Genomic DNA, 16,621 nt, shown 5'->3' with positions numbered 1-16,621 from the left:
ATGCAATGCATTGGGTCGATCCCGATTCCCTGCCGGAAACCCGTGGCACGCTCGCGCGCTTCCTGCTCAACCCCAAGGCCGACGTCGACGGCCTGCTGTTCGACGACGGCACCGAAGTGCACACCCCGCCGCACCTGTCGGCGCAACTGCTGAAGGCGCTGCGTCCGGGCGCCGGCCTCGGCGTACGCGGACTCAAGCCGCGCGGCGCCGATGTGCTGGTGGCGCTGGCGGTGGACCCGGACGGGGCCGCGCGCATCGTCGATGAAGGTCCGCATGCCGGTCCTCACACACCCAAGCCCAAGCCGCCGGCCAAGCACAAGCCCGCGCAGGACGCGGCGCGTCACGCCGGTACCATCGCACGGCTGCTGCACGGCCCGCACGGGCAGGTGCATGGCGCGCTGCTGGAGGACGGGCTGATCGTGCGCTTCCCGCCGCACGCGGTGCCGGAATCGGCGCGCTGGCTCGCCGCCGGCAAGCCGCTGACGGCGCAGGGCGAATTGCTGGAGTCCGCGCATGGCCAGGTGCTGCATGCGCAGGCGTTGGGCGCCAGCGACGCGACGCTGCAGCGGTTGAAGCCGAAGCCGCCCAAGCCTCATCACAAGCCGTTGCACGCGCATGCGGATGATGCTGCGCCGAAGGACGGGCCCAAGCCGAAACCGAAGCCCAAGCCCCACTGAGTTCCGAGTCGTCGCGGCGGTGTGCCCCTGGCCACCGCCGCGCCTGTGTTTCCCGTGCTCATCCAGGACACCGTCATGCCGCCCGTCGCGCCTGCGCAGCACCACGCACTCCTGTCCTTGTCGCCGCTCGCGTCGCCGGCGGTGCGCGCATGAGCGGCGCTGGCAAGCGCCCGCGCGGCACGCGCGCGCTGGAAGCGCTCAACTTCACCATGGCCGACGTGCAGGACGGGCTCGGCCCGTTCCTGAGCGTGTTCCTGCAATCCAAGGGCTGGTCGCTCGGCGCGATCGGCTCGGTAATGACCGCCGGCGGCATCGTCGGCATGCTCGCCACCACGCCGGGCGGCGCGCTGGTCGATGCGACCAAGCGCAAGCGCAGCATCGTGGTGGTCGGCTGCAGCATGATCCTGCTGGCCTCGGCGCTGCTGTGGTGGTCGCCGACGCTGCCCGGCGTCATCGCCGCACAGGTGATGACCGCGCTCGCCGCCGCCGCGCTGGGGCCGGCGCTGTCCGGCATCACCCTGGGCCTGGTGCGCCAGGCCGGCTTCGATCACCAGATCGCGCGCAACCAGGTCGGCAGCCATGCCGGCAACGTGGTGGCCGCGGCGCTGGCGGGCTTGCTCGGCTGGAAATTCGGTTTCGGCGCGGTGTTCGTGCTGACCGGCTGCTTCGGCGTGCTGGCGATCATCTCGGTGTTGATGATTCCGCGCGACGCCATCGATCACCGTGCGGCGCGCGGCATGGCCGAGGCCGAGGACGACCACGGTACGCACGTCAGCGGCTGGTCGGTACTGCTGACCTGCAAGCCCTTGCTGGTCCTGGCCGCGGCGCTGGCGCTGTTCCACCTCGGCAATGCGGCGATGCTGCCGCTGTACGGCATGGCCGTGGTGGCCGCGCATCAGGGCGACCCGAACGCGCTGACCGCCACCACCATCATCGTCGCCCAGTCCACGATGGTGCTCGCCTCGCTGCTGGCGATGCGCCTGATCCGCGTGCGCGGGCACTGGTGGGTACTGCTGCTGACCTTCCTGGCGCTGCCGCTGCGCGGACTGATCGCCGCCAGCGTCATCCATACCTGGGGCGTGTTCCCCGTGCAGATCCTCGACGGCGTCGGCGCGGGCCTGCAGAGCGTGGCGGTGCCGGCGCTGGTGGCGCACCTGCTGCAGGGCACCGGCCGGGTCAACGTGGGGCAGGGCGCGGTGATGACGATGCAGGGCGTCGGCGCGGCGCTGAGTCCCGCACTGGGCGGCTGGATCGCACAGGGGTTCGGCTATCGCGCCGCATTCCTGCTGCTGGGCGGCATCTCGCTGCTGTCGCTGGCGTTGTGGGTGGGGATGCGCAAGCACCTGGTGACGGCGAAGCGGGACGGAGCAGCCGACGAACCGGTGCCGCCGCTGCCGGCTTAGGTCTCAGCCCGGCGCGACGCCAGGCACCACCTCGCAGGCGATCCCGGCGGCGGTCAATTGCGCCGCCAGCGCCACGTGCGGCGCCTGCCGGAACGCATCGCCCGGCAGCAGGCTGACCACGCGCTGCCCGGCGTGCGCCCGTTCGATCAGCAGCGCCAGATGCGCGGCCGGATCGTCCGGCAGCGGCTGGCGGCTGGCATCGCGGCGCGCCAGGCTCAGCACTGCCGCGCTCACTTGCGCACCGACCAGCAGCAGGTCGGCCTGGTTGAGCGCGCGCAGCGCCTTCAGCGTCAGCGCGCCGGGGTCGCCATTGCCGGTGCCGACCAGCCACACGCTGCCCTGCCGCGGTACCTCGTCGCTGCGCTGCAGACTGTCGGCGAAGGCCTGTTCGGCGGCATCGCGCTGGCCGCTCTGCAGCAGGGTCTGCACCGGTCCCTCCAGTACATGTTCGAACCAGCGGCGGCGCTGCGGCAGGTCCGGCAGGCGCGCGCGGATGGCGGCGCGGTGGCGCGCGAACAGTTGCGCCAGTTCGGCGTAGGAATGGTCCAGTTCGGTTTCCCAGCGCTCGCGCAGGCGCCGCGCCAGCATCGGCGCCGCACCGCTGGAGGAGATCGCGATCAACAGCGGGTCGCGATCGATGATCGCCGGCACCTGGAACGTCGACAGCGCGGCGTCGTCGACCACGTTGACCCACTTGCGCCGCGCTCCGGCCTGTTCGGCCAGTTGCCGGTTGAACGCGTCGTCGTCGGTGGCGGCCACCACCAGCCAGGCGTCGTCCAGCCACTGCGGGTCGAAGGCGCCGTCGGCGCGCTGCAGGCGGCCCTGCGCCAGCCACTGCGCCACGGTGGGGTTGAGCGCGTGCGCGTACACCAGCACGTCGGCGCCGGCGTGCAGCAGCGCCTCGATCTTGCGCATCGCCACCTCGCCGCCGCCGACGACCAGCACGCGGCGCCCGGCCAGGTCGGCAAACAGGGGATACAGCGGCATGCGGACTCCTGGCTGGGGCGAAGTGCGTCAGGTCGCGGCAGGCATGTGACGGGGCCGCACGCGGCTGCGCAGCGTTCTGTCGGTCAACGATACAGAAAGGAGGGCCTGGTGGAGCTGTCCGCAGCGGATGTCATTCTCCCCCGTCATCCCAACGGCCCGCGGCGGCGGCAAACGCCGGACCATGCCCGGCAACGCCTGGCCGCGCAGCCAACGCGCAGGCGCTGGCGTATGATCCGCGCTCGTCGCCCTCCCGAACCGGCATCATGGATCGAGCCCGTCCGTCCCTTTCGTGGCCACGCGTGTCGGCGTGGTGTGTCCTTTTCGCGCTGCTGTGGCAGGTGGCACCCACGCTGGCGCAGACCGCGCGCAAGCCGTCGGCCTACGAGCAACGCCCGGGCAGCGACGCCGCGGCGCGGCCGGCAACGGGACTGGATTCCCTACCGCGCCTGGACAGCCGCGTGCAGTTCCTTCAGCTCGCGCGGGTCTACAACGCCGGCACCGCGCTGGAGCTGCCGCATCTGCTGTTCGTGATCGACCGGCAGCAGGGTGGACGCGTCTACTACCTCAACACCCCGCGCTTCGCGCTGCACGAGCAATTCGTGCGCCAGCGCCTGGCGCCGGGCATGGGCAAGGCGGCGCTGAAGGCGCAGTACCGCGATCCGCAGCGCCGCTTCCTGTTCGGCACCCTGAGCTGGCAGCAGGATCTGCCGGGCTACACCTACGAGTTCTGGGAGGGCGACGTCCTTACCGCGCCCTTGTTGCAGCAGACCGATGCCGCCTTGCGCGCGTCGTTCTTCGACACGCTGCGGTTCAAGACCAACTCCACGCTGCACGAACAGGTGGCCAAGTCCGCCGGGCTGGCCTTCGTCACCCAGGAGGCGCTGCTGCGCGAGCAGCGCTTCCTGCCGTTGAACACCGGCCATGCCGAGGGACGGCTGCGCATCGTGCGTTCGGAGGCGCAGTTCCGTACGCTGTCGCCGCGCGATATCCCGGTGCTGGACGAGGTGCCGATCGCGTTGGCGCCGGTCGCCGGCCTGGTCACACAGCGCCCGTCCACGCTGTTGTCGCACGTCAACCTGCTGGCCAAGGGCTGGGGCATTCCCAATGTGTACGTGCGCGATGCGCAGGCGGCGTTGCGCCAGTACGACGGGCGCTGGGTGCAACTGGATGTCACCCACAACGACTACCGGGTGACAGCGCTGGCGAGTCCGCCGACGGCCGCACCCGCTGCCGCTCCCCGCACCGCGGCCCGCGCGCTGCCGCGTCCGGACCTGAGCGTGACCGCGCTCCAACCGCTGGCGGCGCTGCGCGCCCGCGACAGCCGCGCCTGCGGGACCAAGGCCGCCAATCTCGGCACCTTGAAGGCTGTGCTGCCGCCGGCCGCGCGCGTGCCGGACGGCTTCTGCATTCCGTTCGCGTTCTACCAGGCGACGCTGCAGCGCCTGCAGGTCGACCAGCGCCTGCGCGATCTGCAGCGACGCCCCGGCTTCGCCACCGATGCGGAGGTGCGCCGCGCCGCGCTGGCGACGCTGCGTGCCGAGATCGCCGACGCCACGCCCGATCCCGCCTTCGTGCGTGCGCTGGAGGCGCAGTGGCGCGAACAACTGCATGGTGCCGGTGTGTTCGTGCGCAGCTCGTCCAACTCCGAGGATCTGCCCGGCTTCAGCGGCGCCGGCCTGTACACCACCGTGCCCAACGTCACCCGCGCCGACGCATTGGCCAAGGCGGTGCAGACGGTGTGGGCGTCGGTGTACAACTTCGAGGCTTACGAGGCGCGCGCCGCCGCCGGCCTGCCGCAGGACGCGGTGGCCATGGCGGTGCTGGTGCAACTGGCCGCGCCGTCCGACAGCTCCGGAGTGATGATCACCCGCGATCCGTTCGATGCCGCGCGCCGTCATGTCACCTACATCTCGGCCAAGCGCGGCCTCGGTATCCGGGTGGTCGAGGGCAAGCGCCAGGCCGAACAGGTGATGTATTCGAGCTGGTCCAAGGCGGTGCAGGTGCTGAGCCGCTCGGCCGAGGACACCCAGCTCGTGGCCAACGCCGCCGGCGGCGTCCGCGAGGTGCCGATCGTCGGCACCCGCCAGGTACTGACCGACGCGCTCATCGCGCGACTGGCCAAGGTTGGCGCGATGACCAAGCAGGCGCTGGGCGGCGCCGATCAGGACATCGAATGGGCGGTGGTCGGCGACGAGGTGGTGATCCTGCAGGCGCGGCCGTATGTGGATCGGGGTGGGCGCCAGTGAATCCCCTCAGTGGCTGCCGGAGGCGTTATCGGTGCGGCTGCTTGCGGTGGGCAGCTGCGCGGCACGGCGGTATCTGAGTTCCATCGATCTCTGGTCGCGGCTGAAACCGCTCCTACGGATGACAGCTCGCAACGTCCGCCTTCTGTAGGAGCGGACCCGCAGCGCCCGGCAGATCGCCAGGCGCCCCCATCAGCTCACGGCGTCGGCGCGTCCGCATTGCGGTGATGCGCAGCCGTGGTCTTGCCGTCGCGCTCGGCGGCCAGCAGGGTCAGCGAGCGGCCGATGCCGTGCCATTGCGAGCCGCCGGGCAGGCCGTGTTCGCCGTTGCGCTCGGCGGTGTCGATCAGCACGCGCCAGTGTTCGCCTTCGACCAGCGGCAGGGTGAACGGGACGTCCTCGACCGCGCCGTTGACGATCATCAACAGGGTCACGTTGGACGCGGCCTGGCGCAGGCCGCTGGATGGGGCGCGGCCGTCCAGGCGCATCATCAGCGCGCGGGCGTGCGGATCGTGCCAGGAGGCCTCGGTCATTTCCTCGCCGTCCGGGGCCAGCCAGGTCACGTCCTTGATGCCCAGTTCCTCGTCGTAGACGCCGTCGAAGAAGCGTGCGCGGTGCAGTAGCGGGTAGTGCGCGCGCAGGTGGGTCAGGCGCGAGACGAAGGCGCTGAGCTGGTGCGCGCGCGGGCCGGCTTCCCAGTTCAGCCAGGTCAGTTCGTTGTCCTGGCAGTAGGTGTTGTTGTTGCCGCCCTTGCTGCGGCCGAACTCGTCGCCGGCCAGCAGCATTGGCGTGCCCTGCGACAGCAGCAGGGTGGCCAGCATGTTGCGCATCTGCCGCAGGCGCAGCGCGTTGATCTGCTCGTCGTCGGTCTCGCCTTCCACGCCGTAGTTGGCGGAGATGTTGTTGTCCGAGCCGTCGCGGTTGTGCTCGCCGTTGGCCTCGTTGTGCTTGTGCGCGTAGCTGACCAGGTCGTGCAGGGTGAAGCCGTCGTGGGCGGTGACGAAGTTGACCGAGGCGGTGGGGCGACGGCCGCGGTGGTGGAACAGGTCGGCCGAGCCGGTCAGGCGCGTGGCCAGTTCGGCCAGTTGGCCTTCGTCGCCGCGCCAGAACGCGCGCACGTTGTCGCGGAACTTGTCGTTCCACTCCGACCAGCCCGGCGGGAAGGCGCCGACCTGGTAGCCGCCCGGGCCGACGTCCCACGGCTCGGCGATCAGCTTGACCTGGCTCAGCAGCGGATCCTGGCGGCAGGCGTCGAGGAAGCCGCCCTTGGGGTCGAAGCCGTGATGCTCGCGGCCGAGGATGGTGGCCAGGTCGAAGCGGAAGCCATCGACGTGCATCTCCGCCACCCAGTAGCGCAGCGAGTCGTTGACCATGCGCAGCGCGCCGGCATTGGTCAGGTCGAAGGTGTTCCCGGTGCCGGTGTCGTTGATGTAGAAGCGGCGGTCCTCGGCCAGGCGGTAGTAGCTGGCGTTGTCGATGCCCTTGAACGACAGCGTCGGCCCCAGTTCGTTGCCTTCGGCGGTGTGGTTGTAGACCACGTCCAGGATCACTTCCAGCCCGGCGCTGTGCAGCCGGGCCACCATCTGCTTGAACTCGGACACCGTGCGCGTGGCCATGTAGCGCGGGTGCGGGGCGAAGAAGCCGATGGTGTTGTAGCCCCAGTAATTGCGCAGGCCCTGCTTGAGCAGATATTCGTCGTCGACGAAGGCGTGCACCGGCAGCAGTTCCACCGCGGTCATGCCCAGGCGCTTGATGTGCTCGACCACCTCGTCCACCTTCAGCCCGGAGAAGGTGCCGCGCCAGGCCTCGGGGACCGAGGGGTGGCGCATGGTGGTGCCGCGCAGGTGGGTCTCGTAGATCACCGTGCTGTCCCACGGCGTCTGCGGGCGCTGGTCCTTGCCCCAGGTGAAGGCCGGATCGATCACCGCGCACTTGGGCATGTAGGCGGCGCTGTCGCGGCGGTCGAAGCTGAGGTCGGCATCCTTGTGGCCGATGGTGTAGCCGAACAGGGCCGGCGCCCATTTCAGTTCGCCGACCAGTTGCTTGGCGTAAGGATCGAGCAGCAGCTTGTTGGGATTGAAGCGGTGCCCGGCGTCGGGCGCATACGGACCGTACACGCGATAGCCATAGAGCTGGCCGGGGCGCGCGTCGGGCAGGTAGCCGTGCCAGATCTCGTCGGTGTACTCGGGCAGGGCGATGCGTTCGATCTCGCGGCCGCGATCGTCGAACAGGCACAGCTCCACCTTGGTGGCGTGCGCCGAGTACAGGGCGAAGTTCACCCCCAGGCCGTCCCAGGTGGCGCCCAGCGGATACGGCAGGCCCTCGCGGATACGCGAACGGCGGGTGAGCTTGCGCACGGGCATGAAGGATCCTTAGGAAGAGGTGCTGCCGGTGCCGGCGCTGCGTCGCGGTTGCGACGGCGGCAGCGCCTCGGCATCGGCTTCGGCGGCCGCTTCCGCGGCCACCAGGCGTTCGGCCATGGCCCAATGGCGGGCGGCGTGGCCATCGGGTCGCCCTTCGGCTTCCCAGATTTCGTGTGCGAGTTGGCGGATGCGGCGTTGGCGTGTTTCTGCGTCCATGGCTTCTTGCGAGATCAGGGGGAGGCGACCAGCACGGCCACCGGGAACTCGGCGAACAGCGCCGACACCGCAATGGCCGACGTCGCGTCGACGGTAGCACTGGCCAGCACCGGGCGATACTGTGCCTGCGGCAGTGTCAGAACCGTGTTACGCCAATCGAACTGCGCCCGCAGCGGCGCGTCCGGCCGCAGCGCCTGCGCGGCCGCGGCCAGCCGCGGTACCGCCACCACCAGCGAGGCGCCGTCGTGTTCGCGCACGAAGCCGAGCACGTGTTGGGCCTGCGGGCCCTGCGCCTGCAGCGGCGTGTAGCGGCCGTGCGCGAACAGGTCCGGATGCGCGCGCCGCAGCTGCAGCAGCTGTGCGGTCAGCCAGGCCTTGACGTGGCCGCTGTGCCAGTCCTGCAGCAGCGCGTCCGCTGCGGTGGCATCGCGCAGCCAGGCCTGGCGCAGCGCGTAGTCCACCGGGCGGCGGTTGTCCGGATCCACCAGCGACAGATCCCAGCCCTCGCTGCCCTGGTACAGGTCGGGCACGCCGGGCAGGGTCAGGCGCAGGGTGGTCTGCACCAGGCTGTTGAGCGCGCCGGCCGGGGCCAGCGCCGCGGCCGCCTGCGCCAGCGCCTCGCGCAGTGCGGCGCCGGCCGGCTGCACCAGCGCCGCGTCGAGCAGCGCGCGCGCATTGCGCTCGTAGTCCTCGTCCGGCCAGGTCCAGTGGGTGCGCAGCTTGGCTTCGCGCGCGGCCTTGAGCTGCCAGGCGCCGATGCGCTCGGCGTAGTCGCGCAGGCCGTCGGCGTCGTCCACCGCCAGTTCCAGCGGCCACGCCGCCACCAGCATCTGCCACAGCATCAGCAGGTCGCCGGGCAGCGGCGCGGCGCTACCGGCCGGCAGCAGGTCGGCCGACAGCGCCTGGAACCGCGCCACCTGCGCCTCCCACCACGGCGCCTGCGCGCTGAGCGCGGCCAGGCGCATGCGCACGTCTTCGCCGCGCTTGTGGTCGTGGGTGGCGGTGGCCAGCAGCGCGCGCGGATAGCGTTGCGCGCGCAGGGCGTTGGCCGCGTGGAACGCCTCCGGCGTGAGCGCGAACACGTCCGGCTCGCTGCCGACCTCGTTGCGCGAGAGCAGCACGCCGTGGCGGTAGAAGGACGTGTCCTCCACCGATTTGGCGTTGAGCGGTGCCGACAGTTGTTCCAGGCGCCGGCGCACGATCCGCCGCAGCGCCACCTGCGCCTTGCCGGTGCCGCGGCCATCGCGGCTCCAGCGCTCGATTGCGTCGATCGCTGCGCACACCCGCGGCTCGGCGCCGGCACGCGCGCGCTGCGCGGCCTGCGCCAGGCGCGCCGCGTCGTCGTCGTCCAGGCCATCGGGCCCGGCATAGGTGCGGTACACCTCGAAGTGCCGCAGCAAGGCCATCAGCCCGCGCGCCAGCATCTGCGGGCTGAACTCGCGGGTCAGCGGATCCAGGTGCGCGGCGGCGCCCAGCGCCTGCACGGTGCGCACGAATTCGGCCTGCAGCGAACCCTGCAGGATCTCGTCGCGCGCGGCGCGCTGCTCCTGGCCGAAGTCGCCACTGCGCCCGCTCCAGCGCCGCCACAGCGCGGTCAGCGGTTCGGCGCCGGCCGGGTCGTGCAGCACCGCGGCGACCTGGTCCATGAAGTCGTAGCCGGTGGTGCCGTCGCAGGGCCAGTCGCTGCGCAACTGCTCGTGCGGCGCCAGGATCTTTTCCAGGTACAGGGCGATGCCGCCCGGGGCGATGCCGCGGCGGCGGCCGGCGCGGTCCAGTTGCGTGCGCAGCCGCTGCACGTAGCCGGTGGGATCGGCCAGGCCATCGACGTGGTCGACCCGAACGCCATCGAGATGGCCCTCGGCGACCAGCCGCAGCGGCAACTCGTGGACCGCGGCGAACACGTCGTTCTGCTCCACCCGCAACGCCGCCAGCGAGGTGATGTCGAAGAAGCGGCGGTAGTTGAGCATGTCGTTGCCGACCCGCCACCAGGCCAGGCGATAGCACTGGCGTTCGATCAGCCGGTGCAGGGCGTCGTCGCCCAGCCGCGCGGCGTCGTTGAGCCGGGCGGCCCAGGCCGGGCGCGCGCTGGCCGGTTCCTGGGCGATGGCGCCGTCCAGGCGGATCGGGAAGCGCTGGTCGTGGTGCAGCAGGACCACGCTGCCGTCCGCGGCCACCTGCAACTGCAGCGCGCCTTCGCTCAGCGCCTGCGCATAGGGGCGGTCCAGCACCGGCAACCACAGCTTGCCCTCGCGCCCGGGCGCGCGCCAGTCGATGTCGAACCAGCCGGCATGGCGGCTGCGCCGGCCATGGGTGAGCACGTCCCACCACCACGGATTGCTCGGGTGGGTGGCCATGTGGTTGGGCACGATGTCCAGGATCAGGCCCATGCCGTGGCTGCGCGCGCGCTCGGACAGGTGCAGCAGCGCCGGCTCGCCGCCGAGTTCGGGATTGACCTGGCGCGGGTCGGTGACGTCGTAGCCGTGGGTGGAGCCGGGGACGGCGGTGCCGATCGGCGACAGATACAGGTGGCTGATGCCCAGCCCGGCGTAATACGGCACCTGTGCGGCGGCATCGAGCAGGGTGAAACCGGCATGCAGCTGCAGGCGGGCGGTGGCCCGCAGGGGAATCATGCGCATGCGTCGGCTCCTTGCGCGGCGGTGGCGGTGGATTGGCGGGTCTGGGCGAAGGCGTTCAGGCGCGTGGCGAGGGTAGCCGCGGTCGCGGCGGCGTCGGGCGCGGGCAGGCGCCGGCGCCAGTTCGGGTGGCCGTCGACGGTGCCGGGCAGGTTGGGTTGCTGGTCCAGGCCCAGCGCGTCCTCGGCCGGCAGCAGGGCCAGCGGCGAGGGCGTGGCGGCGACGAAGCGCAGCGCGCCCAGTTCCGGGTCGGCGGCCTCGGCGGGCGGCAGCGCCGCGGCGACCGCCTGGTCCATGCGCGCGACATCGTCGGTGCGTGCCTCATGGTCGGCATGTTGCTGCGCGGCGTCGCTCAGTTGCAGGCGCCGGCGCCAGTCGATGTCCTCGCCGCGGCGCCAGCCGCGCAGGGTCGGCAGGTCGTGGGTGGTGGTGGTGGCGAGTGCGTCGGGGCGCCACTGCGCCGGCGGCAGGAACGCGCCGGCGCGGTCGCGGGTGAACAGCAGCACGTCGATGCCCATCACCCCGCGGCGCGACAGTTCCGCGCGGATGCCGTCCGGCACCACGCCCAGATCCTCGCCGATCACGATCGCGCGGTGCCGCCAGGATTCCAGCGCCAGCAGGCGCAGCAGGTCGTGCAGCGGATAGCGCAGGTACACGCCCGTGGACGAAGGCGCACCGCGCGGAATCACCCACAGCCGCAGCAGGCCGAGGATGTGGTCGATGCGCACGCCGCCGCGATCGCGCATCACCGCGCGCAGCAGTTCGATGAACGGCGCAAAGCCGGTGGCGCGCAGCGCGGTCGGCGCATAGCCGCAGATGCCCCAGGCCTGGCCGTCGCCGTTGAACGCGTCCGGCGGCGCGCCCAGTTCCAGCCCCTGCAGCACCGCCTGCGGCCACGCCGCGGCCTCGGCACCATGCGCGTCGAAGCCCACCGCCAGGTCGGCGATCAGGCCGATGCCCATGCCGTCGGCGCGTGCCTGCCGCTGCACGTCGGCCCAACTGCGCGCGGCCAGCCACTGCGCGAAGCGGTGCAGACCCGGATCGGCATCGCCGAAGTCCTGCGCGGCGAACGCGGCATGCGCGTGCAGGGCGCTGCCGCCGTCGCATTCGAATGCGGCCAGGTCGGCGTGCAGGGCAGCATCTGCCTGACCGAAGTCGGTATGCAGTTGCCGCAGCCACTGCCACTTCAAGGCAGCGGAGGCCGGCCAGTCGATCAGCGGGCGGGCCTGCGCCTCGGCGAAGGCCTGCGCCAGCCCGGCCGCCTCCAGCGCGCGCTGCGCGGCGGCAGCACCGAGCACGCGCGCCGGCGCCGCCTGCAGCGGATCGAGGAAGCGGCGGTCGCTGGGCGAATACGGGCTGTAATGCGCGCCGACCGGCCGCGCCGCATGCACCGGGCTCAGCGCGATGGCGTCGCCGCCGGCCGCGGCGATGCGCGTGGCCCAGGCGGCGGTGCCAGCGGCGTCGCCGATGCCGGCGTCGTAGCCGCCCGGCGCCGAGTACACCTGCAACGACAGGCCCCAGCGCCGCGGCTGCGCCGCGCCCACCGCGTCGGCGACGCCGTAGCAGCGTGGCGGCGCCACCGCCAGGGTGGTGCGGCGGTCGCCGTGCTGCAGGGTCCAGTAGCCGGCGGTATCGGGTGCGACCAGGCGGCCCTGCGCGTCGCAGTGGCCGTGCAGTGCGCGCCCGTCCTCGCTGTCGAGCCGGTACGCCGTGCCGGGGGCGGCGCCGATTTCGACCGGCACGTCGACGTCGGCAGTCAGCAGCGGCGGCAGCGCGGCATCGGCCTGCAGCCGGCGCAGGCTGTCGCGGCAGGCGGCGGCGTCGCGCGCGTCCAGGCCCAGTGCGCCGAGCACGTGGCGCAGGGTGTCGTCGGCGACCGTGCGCGGCGTATCGCCGGCATCGATCCAGTCGACCAGCAGGCCGGCGGCGTCGGCCAGGGTGTGCAGGGAAGTGTCGGTCATGGGCAGGGCAAACCGGGCAGCAAGGCGAAAGAGGGATCCGCCGCGGTCCCGCCCGCGCGCGACGGCGGCGCGTGCGCGGCGGTGGGCAGCGAACGAGGCGGCCAGCGTGCCGGGGACGCTGTCGCGATGGCGTCGCGACAGCGGGTGCTCATGCGGCGTTGCCGGGCCGGTAGCGCGCGACGAAGGCGTTGGGCGGCAACTGCGCGGCGTCGTCGCCGGCGTTCTCCGCATGCACGGTGCTGCCGGGCAGGTCCAGCGCCACCGGCGCGTCGCCGAAGTTGGCGGCCACGTGCCATTCGCCGTCGCCCAGGCGCCAGCCCGCCGCGATCGCCTTCGGGCCGATCACCCGCGCCCCCAGCGCGCTGGCCTGGCTGAGCGCCGGCACCAGGTACTGGCGCCGCAACGCCATCAACGCCGCGAACCAGTCGCGCCAGCGCGCACCGTCGCCGTGGGTGGCGTCGCTGATGTCGGCGATGGACGCGTGGAAGGTGCCAGGTGCGTTGGGATCGGGAATGGTGGCGCGCTGTTCCGGGTCGGCGAAGGCGGCGAAGTGCGCGAACTCACGGCGCCGGCCCTCGCGCACCGCCTCGTCCAGCGGCGGCGCGAAATCGGTGAAGAACTGGAACGGGGTCCGGCTGCCCCACGGCTCGCCCATGAAGAATAGCGGGATCATCGGGGTCAGCGCGGTCAGCGTCAGCGCCGCGCGCAGCGCCGGTTCGCTCACCTGGGTGATCAGCCGGTCGCCGCGGGCGCGGTTGCCGATCTGGTCGTGGTTCTGCGCGAAGATCACGAACTTGTGCGGCGGCAGGTGGCCGCTGGGCTCGCCGCGCGCATGCCCGCGGTGGTCGGCCTCGCCCTGGAAGGCGAAGCCTTCGCCGAGCACCCGCGCCAGGTGCTGCGCCGGCGCGTCGGCGAAGCCGGCGTAGTAGCCCTCGTGTTCGCCGGTCAGCAGCACGTGCAGGCTGTTGTGGAAGTCGTCGTCCCACTGCGCGCTGTAGCCGCGCTCCAGCACGTCGGCCTGGTTGGCCTCGTTCTCCAGCACCAGGTGCACGTGGCGCCCGTCGGCCACGCTGGCCGTGATCGCCTCGCGCAGGGTGTCGAGGAAGGCGTTGGGCACGATCGCGTGCACCGCGTCCAGGCGCAGGCCGTCGAAGCGGTACTCGTGCAGCCACATCAGCGCGTTGTCGATGAAGTAGCGCTGCACCGGCGCCAGGCGGAAGTCGATCGCCGCGCCCCAGGGCGTCGGCGCGTCCTCGCGGAAGAAGGTCGAGGCGTACTGGCCCAGGTAATTGCCGTCCGGGCCGAAGTGGTTGTAGACCACGTCCAGGAACACGCTCAGGCCCAGGCCGTGGGCCTCGTCGATCAGTGCCTTGAGTTCGTCGGGATGGCCGTAGGCCGAGGCCGGCGCGTACGGCAGCACGCCGTCGTAGCCCCAGTTGTGGCGGCCGGGGAATTCGGCCAGCGGCATCAGTTCGATCGCGGTGACGCCGAGCGCGACCAGGGTCGGCAGCTGCGCGCGCAACCCGGCGTAGCCGCCGCAGGTGCCCACGTGCAGTTCGTAGAACACCGTCTCGGCCCAGGGCCGGCCGCGCCAGTCGCCGTGGCGCCAGGCGTAACCGTCGGTGGCCAGCACCGCGCTGGCGCCGTGCACGCCGTCCGGCTGCCAGCGCGAGGCCGGGTCCGGCACCGGCGTGCCGCCGTCGATGGCGTAGCGGTAGCGGGTGCCGGGTGCGCACGCCAGGGTGGCGGCGAAATAGCCGTCGCCGATCGCCTGCAGCGGCTGCCGCCGATCGTCGCCGAACACCAGCTCCACGCGCTCGGCATCCGGCGCCCACAGCGCGAAGGCGACCTCGCCGTTGGCGCCCGGCCAGGCGCCGGGGCGCAGCGCCGCGCGCGGGGCGGCAGGGGAGTCGGTCGAGACAGCGGTCGTGGCCATGGTCAAAGGTCCGGTTGCAGCCAAAGGGTGGACAGCGGCGGCAGGGTCAGCGCCAGCGATTGCGCATGCCCGTGCATCGGCTGCGGCAGGGTCGACAGCACACCGCCGTTGCCCTGGTTGGAACCGCCGTAATAGCCGCTGTCGCTGTTGAGAATCTCGCGCCAGCGTCCGCCACGCGGCACCCCCACGCGGTAATCGTGGTGGACGGTCGGCGTGAAGTTGCTCACCGCCAGCAGCGGCGGCGTATCGTCATCGCGATCGTGGCGGACGAAGGCGAACACGCTGTTGTGGTGATCGTCGGCGATGCTCCATTCGAAGCCGTCGCTGCTGCGGTCGCTGCGGTACAGCGCCGGCAACGCACGCAACTGCCGGTTGAGGTCGGCGACCAGTCGCGCGACGCCGCGGTGCTCGGGCTGCTGCGCCTGCACCCAGTCCAGCGGCCGGTCGTGGTCCCAGTCCTGCCACTGCCCGAACTCGCAGCCCATGAACAGCAGTTTGCGTCCGGGATGCGCCCACATGAAGGCCAGGTAGGCGCGCAGGTTGGCGAAGCACTGCCAGGCGTCGCCGGGCATGCGCGCCAGCAGCGAGCCCTTGCCGCGCGCCACCTCGTCGTGCGACAGCGGCAGCACGAAATGCTCGGAGAACGCGTACACCAGGCCGAAGCTCATCTCGCTGTGGTGGTGCTGCCGGTGCAGCGGATCGCGCTGCAGGTAGCGCAGGGTGTCGTGCGCCCAGCCCATGTTCCACTTGTGGCTGAAGCCCAGGCCGCCCTGCGCCGTGGGCGCGGTCGCACCCGGCCACGCGGTGGATTCCTCGGCGATGGTGCGCACGCCCGGGAAGCGCTGCGCGATCTCGTCGTTGAGCCGGCGCAGGAAGGCGATCGCCTCAAGGTTCTCGCGGCCGCCATGGGCGTTGGGAATCCACTCGCCGGCGTTGCGGCCGTAGTCGCGGTACAGCATCGCCGCCACCGCATCCACGCGCAGGCCGTCGACGTGGAAGCGCTCGATCCACTCCAGCGCGCTGCCGATCAGGTAAGCCACCACTTCCGGGCGGCCGTAGTTGTAGACCAGCGTATTCCACTCGCGGTGCAGGCCTTCGCGCGGGTCGGCGTGTTCGTACAGGGCGCTGCCGTCGAAGCGCTGCAGGCCGTGCGCATCGTCGGGGAAGTGCGCGCCGACCCAATCCAGCAACACGCCGATGCCAGCCTGGTGACAGGCATCGACGAAGCGCGCGAAGCCGTCGGCGTCGCCATGGCGCGCGGTGGGGGCGTACAGGCCCAGCGGTTGGTAGCCCCAGGAGCCGCCGAACGGGTACTCGGCGATCGGCAGCAGCTCGATGTGAGTGAAGCCGAGCCCGCGCACGTAGGGGATCAGTTCGGCGGCCAGCGCATCCCAGTGCAGCGGCTGGCCGTTGCCGTCGTGGCGCCAGGAGCCGGCATGCAGCTCGTAGACGCTCAGCGGCTGGGCGCTGCCGGCCTGGGCCTCGCGCTGCGCAAGCCAGGCCGCATCTCCCCAGGCATGGCTGTCGGCGTACGGCACCACCGAGGCGGTGGACGGCGCCAGGGCGCTGCAGCGCGCCACCGGATCGGCCTTGCGCGGCAGCACGCTGCCGTCGGCGGCCTGCAATTCGTATTGATAGTGTTCGCCGCCGTGCAGCCCGGGCACGAACAGTTCCCAGACCCCGGCGTCCGGGTGAAAGCGCAGTGGATGCCGGCGCGCGTCCCAATGGTTGAAGTCGCCGACCAGCGCCACCCGCCTGGCCTGCGGCGCCCACACCGCGAAGCGCACGCCCTCCACCTCGCCGACGCGGGCGTGATGCGCGCCGAGCGCGGTACGCAGGGCGGCGCCGTCGCCGGCGGCCAGATCCTGCAGCCAGGCCGGATCGAGCATCGGCTCGAAGGCATAGGGGTCGTCGCATTCCTGCACCGCGTCCGGCCACACGATGCGCAGCCGGTAGGGCGTGGGCTGCTTCAGCTCGCCCTCGAACAGGCCATCGGCCTGCGGGTGGGTACGCATCCGCGCAATCAGCTTGCCCTGCGCATCGAGCAGGCCCAGCGCCTCGGCGCCGGGCGCCAGCACACGCACCCGCACCGTGCCGTCGGCCTGTGGATGCGGGCCAAGCCAGGCGAACGCATCGATCGCCTCGCCGCGTGCCAGTGCCTGCAGGGCAAGGCCGTCGCCGTCGTCCTCCGTGTCCGCCGCC

The 16,621-nt window shown here is 71.9% G+C and carries 10 protein-coding genes; 3 read left to right on the top strand and 7 right to left on the bottom strand.

Going from position 1 to position 16,621, the window contains the following annotated elements; translation table 11 throughout:
- Window positions 1-5 precede the first annotated feature (5 nt).
- Both SLW52_RS10355 and SLW52_RS10350 read left to right on the top strand, forming a co-directional pair.
- Complete coding sequence (locus SLW52_RS10355) at window positions 6-677, top strand: hypothetical protein (protein ID WP_295942391.1); 672 nt, start codon at window positions 6-8, stop codon at window positions 675-677.
- Between the two features lie 149 nt (window positions 678-826).
- Window positions 827-2,080, top strand: a complete 1,254-nt coding sequence (locus tag SLW52_RS10350; RefSeq protein ID WP_152235629.1) for an MFS transporter — start codon at window positions 827-829, stop codon at window positions 2,078-2,080.
- A gap of 3 nt (window positions 2,081-2,083) precedes the next feature.
- On the opposite strand, the gene SLW52_RS10345 is transcribed toward SLW52_RS10350, so the two are convergent.
- Window positions 2,084-3,067, bottom strand: coding sequence for an NAD(P)-dependent oxidoreductase (locus SLW52_RS10345; protein WP_295943082.1), 984 nt, complete (start codon window positions 3,065-3,067; stop codon window positions 2,084-2,086).
- 338 nt (window positions 3,068-3,405) lie between these two features.
- On the opposite strand from SLW52_RS10345, the gene SLW52_RS10340 reads away from it, so the two are divergent.
- Window positions 3,406-5,313 (top strand): PEP/pyruvate-binding domain-containing protein, encoded by a 1,908-nt coding sequence (locus tag SLW52_RS10340; RefSeq protein WP_320740211.1) that lies wholly within the window; start codon window positions 3,406-3,408, stop codon window positions 5,311-5,313.
- Window positions 5,314-5,507: 194 nt separating this feature from the next.
- Here SLW52_RS10340 and glgX read toward each other — a convergent pair whose 3' ends face one another.
- The 6 genes from glgX to glgB form a co-directional block, all read right to left on the bottom strand.
- The gene (gene glgX, locus SLW52_RS10335) at window positions 5,508-7,673 is read right to left on the bottom strand and encodes a glycogen debranching protein GlgX (protein ID WP_320740212.1); all 2,166 of its coding nucleotides are present in this window, start codon (window positions 7,671-7,673) and stop codon (window positions 5,508-5,510) included.
- A 9-nt stretch (window positions 7,674-7,682) separates the two neighbouring features.
- Window positions 7,683-7,889: a DUF2934 domain-containing protein gene (locus SLW52_RS10330; RefSeq protein ID WP_320740213.1), complete on the bottom strand. Its 207-nt coding sequence runs from the start codon at window positions 7,887-7,889 to the stop codon at window positions 7,683-7,685.
- A gap of 14 nt (window positions 7,890-7,903) precedes the next feature.
- Entirely contained in the window at window positions 7,904-10,519 is a 2,616-nt protein-coding gene (gene treY / locus SLW52_RS10325) for a malto-oligosyltrehalose synthase (protein WP_320740296.1), read from the bottom strand.
- Window positions 10,516-12,483: a 4-alpha-glucanotransferase gene (locus SLW52_RS10320; protein WP_320740214.1), complete on the bottom strand. Its 1,968-nt coding sequence runs from the start codon at window positions 12,481-12,483 to the stop codon at window positions 10,516-10,518. Before SLW52_RS10320 ends, treY begins: the two co-directional genes overlap by 4 nt.
- 148 nt (window positions 12,484-12,631) lie before the next feature.
- Window positions 12,632-14,419: a malto-oligosyltrehalose trehalohydrolase gene (treZ, locus tag SLW52_RS10315; RefSeq protein WP_193312530.1), complete on the bottom strand. Its 1,788-nt coding sequence runs from the start codon at window positions 14,417-14,419 to the stop codon at window positions 12,632-12,634.
- 2 nt (window positions 14,420-14,421) lie between these two features.
- Window positions 14,422-16,584 (bottom strand): 1,4-alpha-glucan branching protein GlgB, encoded by a 2,163-nt coding sequence (gene glgB / locus SLW52_RS10310; RefSeq protein ID WP_320740297.1) that lies wholly within the window; start codon window positions 16,582-16,584, stop codon window positions 14,422-14,424.
- Window positions 16,585-16,621: the final 37 nt, after the last annotated feature.

This window comes from Xanthomonas sp. LF02-5, from assembly GCF_034105325.1.
Classification (GTDB): domain Bacteria; phylum Pseudomonadota; class Gammaproteobacteria; order Xanthomonadales; family Xanthomonadaceae; genus Xanthomonas_A; species Xanthomonas_A sontii.
The sequence above is the reverse complement of the archived record's forward strand: the minus strand, read 5'-3'. Positions and strand labels throughout refer to the sequence as shown.

Coding starts and splice junctions, on each gene's coding strand:
- treY (WP_320740296.1), bottom strand. CDS start 10,519: ATGATTCCCCTGCGGGCCACCGCCCGCCTGCAGCTGCATGCCGGTTTC.
- glgX (WP_320740212.1), bottom strand. CDS start 7,673: ATGCCCGTGCGCAAGCTCACCCGCCGTTCGCGTATCCGCGAGGGCCTG.
- SLW52_RS10330 (WP_320740213.1), bottom strand. CDS start 7,889: ATGGACGCAGAAACACGCCAACGCCGCATCCGCCAACTCGCACACGAA.
- SLW52_RS10320 (WP_320740214.1), bottom strand. CDS start 12,483: ATGACCGACACTTCCCTGCACACCCTGGCCGACGCCGCCGGCCTGCTG.
- SLW52_RS10345 (WP_295943082.1), bottom strand. CDS start 3,067: ATGCCGCTGTATCCCCTGTTTGCCGACCTGGCCGGGCGCCGCGTGCTG.
- SLW52_RS10355 (WP_295942391.1), top strand. CDS start 6: ATGCATTGGGTCGATCCCGATTCCCTGCCGGAAACCCGTGGCACGCTC.
- treZ (WP_193312530.1), bottom strand. CDS start 14,419: ATGGCCACGACCGCTGTCTCGACCGACTCCCCTGCCGCCCCGCGCGCG.
- SLW52_RS10350 (WP_152235629.1), top strand. CDS start 827: ATGAGCGGCGCTGGCAAGCGCCCGCGCGGCACGCGCGCGCTGGAAGCG.